The following is a 7,282-nucleotide window of genomic DNA, read 5'->3' as shown; positions in this document are numbered from 1 at the left end:
GTAGTTGGGCGGGGAGTGGCGGGGCCTGCGAGGGAGTGCCGTCGTCTGGAGGAGCGGCGGGAGCGCAGCGACCAAAGCGGGGAAGGCGACGGCGGGCGACCGAGCCCGCCTCCACGGAGTGGAGGCCATGAATTACAGGATGCCGGACGGCGGCTGGGGGCCCAGGCACGCCGCTCGGCATCCCGCGGTCGCTCCGGTGGTCGTGCGCCGGCAGAGCCGTTGCCGGCGCTCGGGAGCGACGTTCGCGGCCCCGTCCCGCGAGTCGCACGGTCGCCCGGCGCCTCGCGGAGCGGGGTTCAGTCGGGGAGCAGAGCCTCCTCGGCCAGCCGGTGCTCGCCGGCGTAGACGTTCATCGAGTCGCCGCGGAGGAAACCGATGAGCGTCAGCCCCTCCTCCGCGGCCAGCTCGACCGCGAGCGAGGAGGGCGCGGACACCGCGGCGAGCACGGGGACGCCCCCCATGACCGCCTTCTGCACCAGCTCGAACGACGCCCTGCCCGACACCATCAGCACGGCGCCCCGCAACGGCAGCCGCCCGTTCCTGAGCGCCCAGCCGAGCAGCTTGTCGACGGCGTTGTGCCGGCCCACGTCCTCGCGCACGCACAGCGCCTCGCCGTCCGAGGTGAACAGGCCCGCCGCGTGCAGCCCGCCGGTCCTGTCGAAGACCCGCTGGGCCGCCCGCAACCGCAGCGGCAGGGACGTGATCACCGGCTGCGTCAGCTCGACAGGGTCGTCGCCGGCGCTCCAGCGGGCCACGGTGCGCACCGCCTCCAGCGACGCCTTGCCGCAGACGCCGCAGGAGGAGGTCGTGTAGAAGTTGCGCGGCTCAGGCGCCGGGACGCCTGGTGCGAGCCGCACGTCGAGCACGTTGTACGTGTTGCCGCCGTCCACCGTCGCGCCCGCGCAGTAGCGGATCGTGGCGATGTCGTCCGCCGAGCCCACGGCCCCCTCGCTGACGAGGAAGCCGGCGGCCAGGTCGAAGTCGTCGCCGGGCGTGCGCATGGTGACCGTCAGCGGCGTGCCGTCGAGCCGGATCTCCAGCGGCTCCTCGGCGGCCAGCGAGTCGATCTTGCGCGTACGGGTGGTGTCCTTCACCCGCAGGATGCGGCGTTTGACGGAGACCCTAGACATAGCCGTACCCGAAGCGGCCCTTGACGCAGAGGTTGCCCTTGGTGACCGGGTTGTCGTGCGGCGAGGTCACCTTGACGATCTTGTTGTCCTGCACGTGCAGGGTCAGGTTGCAGCCGACCCCGCAGTAGCTGCAGATCGTCGTCGTCTCCGTCTGCTTCGACTCGTCCCAGGTGCCCTCGGCCCGCATGTCGAACTCGGTCTTGAACGACAGCGCGCCCGTGGGGCACACCTCCACGCAGTTGCCGCAGTAGACGCAGGCCGAGTCGGTGAGCGGGGCGTCGAACTCCGTGGAGATCGTCGTGTCGAAGCCCCGGCCCGCGACGCCGATGGCGAACGTGTTCTGCCACTGGTCGCCGCAGGCGTCCACGCACTTGTAGCACATGATGCACTTGCTGTAGTCGCGTACGTAGAGCTCGTTGTCGACCTTGGCGGGCTGCTCGACGGTGGCGGCGTCGTCGCCGAACCTGGCAGGGTCGGCGTCGTACTCCTCCACCCACTCGGCCGCCCTGGGGGTGGTCGACATGTCCACCGAGGAGCCGAGCAGCTCCAGCACGACCTTGCGGCTCTGCCGGGCGCGCTCGGTGTCGGTGCCGACCTTCATGCCCTTCTCGGCCTTCCTGGAGCAGGCGGGCGCCAGCGTCCGTGCGCCCTCCACCTCCACGACGCAGACCCGGCAGGCGTTCTTCGGGGTGAGCGTGTCGCCGTAGCAGAGCGTCGGGATGTCCTTGCCCGCCGCGGCGCACGCGTCGAGGATCGTCGAGCCCTCTGGCACCCGTACGGTCTCGCCGTCGATCTCGACGTCGATGAGCCGACGGGGCGGCTGGAGCGGGATCATCTGAAAACTCCCAGGCGGTCGATGGCCGATTCGACGGCGTTCCAGGCGGTCTGTCCGAGGCCGCAGATGGAGGCGTCACGCATGGTCTGGCCGACCTCGCGCAGCAGCACGAGATCATCGTCGTCCACCCGGCGCGACAGCCGGTGCAGGGCCTCCTCCTGCCGTACGGTACCCACCCGGCAGGGCACGCACTGGCCGCACGACTCGTCGCGGAAGAACTCCGCGATGCGCAGCAGCAGGCTCTTGAGGTCCACGCCGTCGTCGATGACGAGCACCACGCCGGAGCCGAGCGTCGCGCCGGCGGCCCTGGTGCCCTCGAAGGTGAGCGGGATGTCGAGGTCGGTGACGAACGCGCCGGCCGCGCCGCCGAGCAGCACCGCCCTGGTCGTCCCGGTGGTGCCGGACAGGTCGAGCAGCTCGCGCAGCGTGGCGCCGAACGTCAGCTCGTACACGCCGGGGCGTTCCACCGCGCCCGAGACGCAGAACAGCTTGGGCTCGGCCGCCGCGTACGCCTGCGCCCCGCGCTCCAGGATCGGCAGCACGTTGACCAGCGTCTCGACGTTGTTGACCACGGTCGGCTTGCCGAACAGCCCCTTCTCCACCGGGAACGGCGGTTTGCTGCGCGGCTCGCCCCGCTGGCCCTCGATCGAGTTGAAGATCGCGGTCTCCTCGCCGCAGATGTAGGCGCCCGCGCCCCTCCGCAGCTCGATGTCGAACGACAGGCCCTTGCCGAGGATGTCGTCGCCGAGCAGGCCCCGCGCCCGGGCGGTCGCGATCGCGTGCTGGAGCCGCGCGACCGCCCGGGGATACTCGCCCCTGATGTAGAGGTATCCCTTGGCGCAGCCGGTGGCGTAGGCGGCGATCGTCATGGCCTCGACCAGCGCGTACGGGTCGCCCTCCATGATGACCCGGTCCTTGAACGTGCCCGGCTCGCTCTCGTCTGCGTTGCAGACCAGGTAGTGGGGGTGGTCCGGCTGGCGGGCCGTGGCGTCCCACTTGCGCCCCGTCGGGAACGCCGCGCCGCCCCTGCCGACCAGGCCCGACTCCAGCACCTCGCGGATCACGCCCGCGGGGCCGAGGTCGAACGCCCGCCTGAGCGCGGTGTAGCCGCCGGCCGCCCGGTAGTCGTCCAGGCTGGCCGGGTCGACGGTGCCGATTCTCCTGAGCAGGAGCAACCCGTCCTGCCCGGCCTGCGGCACCGCCGCCCGTTCTGGGGTCTCGCCGGTGACCTTGACGCTCGGCGTGCTCCCGTTGGAGCTCGGCGGCGCCTCGGCCATGGTGGTGATCGTGTCGGGGGTGGCGGGGGCGTACACCTGCGCCACGGGCGGCGTGCCCGCCTCCAGGGCGAGCGCGGCCGGGGCCCGCTCGCACATGCCCAGGCAGGGGCTCTCGTGCCACGACGTGCCCGCCGGGCCGAAGTGGTCCTCGACGCGCCTGCGTACGGACTCCGCGCCCTTCGCCTGGCAGGCCAGGTCGGTGCAGACGTGCAGCACCCGCTTGGGGCGCTCCTTCATCGAGAACAGCGCGTAGAACGTCGCCACCCCGTACGCCTCGGCCGGCGGGATCGTCAGGCGGCGGCAGATGTACTCCAGCGCCCCCTCACTGATCCACCCGACCCGGTCGTTGACCGCGTGCAGCGCGGGCAGCAGCTGGTCGCGGGCGGCCTCGGCGCGGGCGGCGAAGCGCAGGTCGGCCTCGGTCCTCGAGCCGCCGTCCCAGGCGGAGGCGGGCGGTCCGAGCAGGGCGTCGACCGCCGCGCGCTCCTCCTCGGACGGCTCCGCACCACGAAATCTCAAATCCATCTGATCACCCGGCCTTGACGAGCTTCTCGACACGTACGGCGGCGGCCTTGAACTCGGCCGTGCCCGAGAGCGGGTCGGTGGCCTCGATGGTCAAGGAGTTGGTGTCCACCTCGTCGGGGAAGTGGAACGTCATGAACACCAGCCCCGGCCGCAGGGCGGGGTCGATGTACACCGGCGCGGTCACCGAGCCGCGCCGCGAGGTGATCCGCACCTCCTCGCCCTCGGTCAGGCCGAGCCGCTCGGCGTCCTCGGGGCAGAGCTCGATGGTCTCGCCGCGGCGCAGCGGCGAGGCGAAACCGGACGACTGCACGCCGGTGTTGTACGAGTCGAGCCGGCGGCCGGTGGTCAGCCGCAGCGGGTACTCGTCGTCCAGCAGGTCCACCGGCGGCGAGTGCCGCAGCACCGCGAACGGCGCCGGCATGCCGCGCTTCGACGGGTCGTTCTCCCAGAGCCTGCCGTGCAGGTAGGGGGGCTCCAGCTCGTCCTCCGACGGGCAGGGCCACTGGATGCCCTGCAGGTCGGCCAGCCGCTGGTAGGTCATGCCCGTGTGCTGCGGGGACAGGGCACGCAGTTCGTCCCAGACCTCCTCCGCGCCGTCGTAGGCCCAGTCGTGGCCCAGCCTGCGGGCGATCTCGCACATGATCCAGATGTCGTCGCGGGCCTCGCCCGGCGGCTCCAGGGCCTTGCGCACCCGCTGGACGCGGCGCTCGCTGTTGGTGAACGTGCCGTCCGCCTCGCACCAGGCGGCGCTGGCCGGCAGCACGACGTCGGCCATCTGGGCGGTCTTGGTGAGGAAGATGTCCTGCACGACGAGGTGGTCGAGCATGGACAGGCGCTTGACGCAGGCCAGCGAGTCGGCCTCCGACTGCACGGGATTCTCACCGATCAGATAGCAGGTGGTGACCTCGCCCTCGGCCATCGCCTCGAGCATCTCGGTGAGGTTGTGCCCGTACTCGGGCTGGATCGGCCGGCCCCACGCGCTCTCGAACCTGGCTCTGATGTCCGGGTCGAGGATGTCCTGGAAGCCGGGCAGGCGGTTGGGGATGGCGCCCATGTCGCCGCCGCCCTGCACGTTGTTCTGCCCGCGCAGCGGCGACAGGCCCGACCCGTAGCGGCCGACGTGGCCGGTCAGCAGGGACAGGTTGATCAGTGCCCGTACGTTGTCGGTGGCGTTGTGGTGCTCGGTGATGCCGAGCGTCCAGCACAGCTGGGCGCGGTCGGCGCGGGCGTAGGCGTGGGCCAGCTCGCGGATGGCGGCCGCGGGCACGCCGGTGACCTGCTCGGCCGCGCTGAGCGTCCACGGCTCGACCGACTCCTTGAACTCCTCGAAGCCGATCGTGGCCCGCTCGATGAACGCCTCGTTGTGCAGGCCGGAGTGGATGATCTCGCGGGCCACGGCGTGGGCGAGCGGGATGTCCGTGCCGACGTTGAGCCCCAGCCACAGGTCGGCCCACTGGGCGGTGCCGGTGCGGCGGGGGTCGACCGCGAACATCCGCGCGCCCTTGCGGATGCCCTTGAGGACGTGCTGGAAGAAGATGGGGTGGGCGTTCCTGGCCGCCGAACCCCACATGACGATCACGTCGGTGTCCTCGACCTCCTGGTAGGAGGAGGTGCCTCCGCCGCTGCCGAACACCGCCGACAGCCCGGCCACGCTCGGCGCGTGGCACGTGCGGTTGCAGGAGTCCACGTTGTTGGTGCCTATTACCACGCGGGTGAATTTCTGCCCGACGTAGTTCATCTCGTTGGTGGAACGGGCGCACGACAGCATGGCGAAGCAGTTGGGGCCGTGCTTGGCGACGTTGCGGCGGAATCCCTCCGCCGCGCGCTCCAGCGCTTCCTCCCAGCTCGCCCTGCGCAGCACGCCGTTCTCGCGCACCAGTGGATGGGTCAGGCGGTCATAGCTCATGATCCCTCCATTCTGTATACAATCACGGTATTCCCAGCTAGACCGCGCGGACAAGGTTCGCGTTCAGCAGATCGCTCACAGCGTGGATCGCGCGCAGGGTCGGTACCTCCGCTCCGGTGAGGTCGGCCAGCTCGACCACCGCCGCCAGCAGCACGTCGAGCTCCAGCGGTTTACCCTTCTCCAAGTCCTGGAGCGTGGACGTCTTGTGCTCGCCGGCCTTCTCGGCCCCCTTCAGCCGGCGCTCGATCGAGATGCCGGGATCGCAGCCCACCCGCCGCGCCACCTCGACCGTCTCCCGCATCATGGCCACGACCAGCTCCCTGGTGCCGTCGTGGCGGCAGATCCCGGCCATCGTCGCCCTGGCGAGCGCGCTGATCGGGTTGAAGGCGATGTTGCCCATGAGTTTGATCCAGACGTCCCGGCGGAGATCGCGCTCCACCGGGCACTTCAGTCCGCCCTCCACCGCCGCCTGGCTGAAGGCGGCGCACCGCTCGGTCAGCTCGCCGTTCGGCTCGCCGATGGAGAACCTGGTGCCCTCCAGGTGGCGGATCACGCCCGGCGCCTCGATCTCGGTGGCGGCGTAGACGACGCAGCCGATCGCCCGGTGCAGCGGCAGGGCGGCCGTCACCGCGCCGCCCGGATCGACGCTCTCGATGCGGTAGCCCTCGTACGGGCCGTTGAGTCCGTGGAAATACCACCACGGGATGCCGTTCTGCGCGGCGATGACGCTCGTGGCCTCGTGCAGAAGCGGCCGGATCATGGGGCCCGCGGAGGCGTAACTGTTCGCCTTGAGGCCCAGGAAGATGTGGTCCACCGGACCGACCTCGGTGGGGTCGTCGGTGGCATGGGGATGGGCGACGAAATCGCCCCTGGGGGTGAGCACCCGCACACCGGCGGCGCGTATCGCCTGCAGGTGCTCGCCTCTGGCGATGAGGTGCACCTCGACTCCCGCTCTGTGGAGGGCAGCCCCCACGTATGCGCCGATGGCGCCGGCGCCAAGAACAGCGACCTTCATCATCCGCTCCGTTCTCGCGTCGGACTGTCTGTACGGCCCCCGTACAGCGATGGGCCGCCGCCGCGGCCCACCGTCGGCGCGAATTCTCCACGGCCTGCAGTAGCCCGCCGGACGCGAGGCACCGTAGGCGCGGATTCTCCGCTGCCTGCGGTGGATCGCTGGACGCGACCCACCGTGGGCGCGAATTCTTCGCTGCCTGCAGCGCCTCGCTGGACGAGGGGACTGTAGGCGCGAATTCTTCGCGGCCTGCGGTGGATCGCTGGACGCGACCTACCGTGCATTCGGTATACAGTATGGAAAAAGTCGGGTCAAGGAGCGTACCTGTGACCGTTGTTCGGCATGAACCAGTGGTGGAAGCGATGTCATGGGCCGCCGCGCGGGCCCTCGCGGCACGGTCGGCGGGACGGTTGGAACCGGCGCGGGTCCCGCTCCAGGAGGCGCTCGGCCGCCGCCTGACCGCCCCCTTGGCGGCGCTGGTGCCGGTGCCGGGAGTGGACGTGGCGGCGATGGACGGTTACGCCGTGGCGGGCCGGGGGCCGTGGCTGGTCGTGGGCGGCGTCCTGGCCGGGGGAGCGCCGTACGGGGGGGTGCTGC

5 protein-coding genes and 1 pseudogene are annotated in these 7,282 nt (G+C 71.0%); 1 reads left to right on the top strand and 5 read right to left on the bottom strand.

Translation table 11 applies throughout. The features are described 5' to 3' along the window. Positions 1–296 precede the first annotated feature (296 nt). From fdhD to E1292_RS48680, 5 genes are read right to left on the bottom strand one after another with little or no spacing between them, the layout of a single operon-like run. Complete coding sequence (gene fdhD, locus E1292_RS48700) at positions 297–1,130, bottom strand: formate dehydrogenase accessory sulfurtransferase FdhD (protein ID WP_132606604.1); 834 nt, start codon at positions 1,128–1,130, stop codon at positions 297–299. Next, positions 1,123–1,965, bottom strand: coding sequence for a 2Fe-2S iron-sulfur cluster-binding protein (locus E1292_RS48695; protein WP_132606603.1), 843 nt, complete (start codon positions 1,963–1,965; stop codon positions 1,123–1,125). Before E1292_RS48695 ends, fdhD begins: the two co-directional genes overlap by 8 nt. Next, positions 1,962–3,767: an NAD(P)H-dependent oxidoreductase subunit E gene (locus E1292_RS48690; RefSeq protein WP_132606602.1), complete on the bottom strand. Its 1,806-nt coding sequence runs from the start codon at positions 3,765–3,767 to the stop codon at positions 1,962–1,964. The genes E1292_RS48695 and E1292_RS48690 overlap by 4 nt, the downstream gene beginning before the upstream one ends. Before the next feature lie 4 nt (positions 3,768–3,771). Next, a complete protein-coding gene (locus tag E1292_RS48685; protein ID WP_132606601.1) occupies positions 3,772–5,673 on the bottom strand; it encodes a molybdopterin oxidoreductase family protein in 1,902 nt (633 codons plus the stop codon). A 37-nt stretch (positions 5,674–5,710) separates the two neighbouring features. Further along, complete coding sequence (locus E1292_RS48680) at positions 5,711–6,688, bottom strand: 2-dehydropantoate 2-reductase (protein WP_132606600.1); 978 nt, start codon at positions 6,686–6,688, stop codon at positions 5,711–5,713. 359 nt (positions 6,689–7,047) lie between these two features. Here E1292_RS48680 and E1292_RS48675 point away from each other — a divergent pair. Next, a pseudogene (locus E1292_RS48675) lies at positions 7,048–7,282 on the top strand (molybdopterin molybdenumtransferase MoeA); the annotation flags it as partial.

The organism is Nonomuraea deserti (assembly GCF_004348685.1).
Taxonomy (GTDB): domain Bacteria; phylum Actinomycetota; class Actinomycetes; order Streptosporangiales; family Streptosporangiaceae; genus Nonomuraea; species Nonomuraea deserti.
This window is presented reverse-complemented; position numbering and strand designations above follow the sequence as displayed.

Coding starts and splice junctions, on each gene's coding strand:
- fdhD (WP_132606604.1), bottom strand. CDS start 1,130: ATGTCTAGGGTCTCCGTCAAACGCCGCATCCTGCGGGTGAAGGACACC.
- E1292_RS48695 (WP_132606603.1), bottom strand. CDS start 1,965: ATGATCCCGCTCCAGCCGCCCCGTCGGCTCATCGACGTCGAGATCGAC.
- E1292_RS48690 (WP_132606602.1), bottom strand. CDS start 3,767: ATGGATTTGAGATTTCGTGGTGCGGAGCCGTCCGAGGAGGAGCGCGCG.
- E1292_RS48685 (WP_132606601.1), bottom strand. CDS start 5,673: ATGAGCTATGACCGCCTGACCCATCCACTGGTGCGCGAGAACGGCGTG.
- E1292_RS48680 (WP_132606600.1), bottom strand. CDS start 6,688: ATGAAGGTCGCTGTTCTTGGCGCCGGCGCCATCGGCGCATACGTGGGG.